The organism is Pseudomonas sp. P5_A12 (assembly GCF_056400685.1).
In genome coordinates, this window is sequence record NZ_JBFUKU010000559.1 from 1 (window position 1) to 1,452 (window position 1,452).

1 protein-coding gene is annotated in these 1,452 nt (G+C 53.7%); it reads left to right on the plus strand.

Annotated elements, in window-relative coordinates:
• The first annotated feature begins 631 nt into the window (after positions 1-631).
• Positions 632-1,177 carry a hypothetical protein gene (locus AC1DSG_RS31085; protein WP_477794282.1) on the plus strand — a complete coding sequence of 182 codons (546 nt, stop codon included), beginning with the start codon at positions 632-634 and terminating at the stop codon, positions 1,175-1,177.
• Positions 1,178-1,452 lie beyond the last annotated feature (275 nt).

Here is a 1,452-nt window from a genome sequence, read left to right on the forward strand (position 1 = left end):
GATCAGGTAGTTTGGGCAGACCGACTTTTTCAACAGAATCGGCCGTTAGCTGCCCTTCGTGATGGCCACCTAACGGCCGAAAGCAAATTTCGCATTTAAAGAGGGTGGAAGCGATTCGCCTTGCAGCCTTCACATCGCATTTTTCTCAGCCGCATCCATCTGCGCCTGAGCCGCATTGAACGAGTCTATTGCAACCTTCTGCTTGGAAATCATTTCCGCGAGGAGTGCTACAAGGTCCGTCGCCTGCGCTCCTTCAGATGGGAACTTGGTTAGATCAGCAACCTGGGCGCGCCCCGCACTCTGCCACACCCGTTCTGGTCAGTTGATCTGATCTATAGCCGGGCGATGTGTGTGTGTGTGTGCTGCCCGAATCCGAACGCGAAACACTGATCATCAGCGCTACTTCGATGGGCGCGCCGATATGGTTGGCTCGTGAACGAGCTTCGTGACGGCGAGTATCCGGACGCCGTTCTGTTCCCAGAGGACGGAACCTCAGGTTTGTATGACTGGCCGAGCCATGAAAAGGCTTGGTGGTGGCCAGTAACAGCAGCCGTACCTTATCATCAGGCCCCCCCCCCGAAAGGGCATATTTAAATGGGCGATATTTCACTTGCAAGATAAGGAATCTTTCATGCCTGTAGAACCACGGCCTACCATCCCCGCCGTCACTGCCCCCCGTTTTTTGGCCTTCTGTAACTTTCTTCGTAAACAGCCTGTCCATCCTCCAGTTGGCTTGAATCCAAATAACTATGCGGACCACCTCTCCGTTCTCGTTGTGTCTGTCGCTCCACATCCAGGGTTCGAGCTGGGGCACTGCTGGTACAACTGCCTTGATCACCAAGTTTCCTTGGGAGGCCAAGCGATTTATGGCTGGTCACTTTGGCAGTACGGGGACCTCTTCGTCGCGCAGCATCACGCGGTCTGGAAAAATGAACTGGGCCAATACCTTGATCCGACCCCAAATCAAAGCGCGACGACGACTTCGCTCTTCATGCCAGATAATCGGGCTCCTTTCGACATCCTGAAGCTGAGGATGCCGGCTAATCTGGAGTGGCAAAGCGATACCCAATTCACATGGTTCGCAGGCGCATTCGAAAAACAAGAATATTTTGTTCCTGGGATGATGCTCACAGCTGATCTGAAGGATCGTGTCGAGCGATTGCGCCGAGCTTGCTGATTTGGCATAAAGACCCGGCGACCAAAGTTCACACTCAGCGGGACCGAAGCACTATTGGGCAGAGCCAGAACCGCGCAGACCGTCTGCTTTTGGCCGATCTCTGCCTGTCACCAAGGGCTGTATTCGACCGATTCTGTTGAAAAAGTCGGCCATGGTTTCCACGACAGAAAAGTACGCGCTTGAGGTTGAAATCTTTACTTTGAGCAGTGGATTCCGGGTTCAGATTTCGCGTAGCGGCGCGCAGAAAAGACGTTTTCAGCGGTCAGTATTCGGTC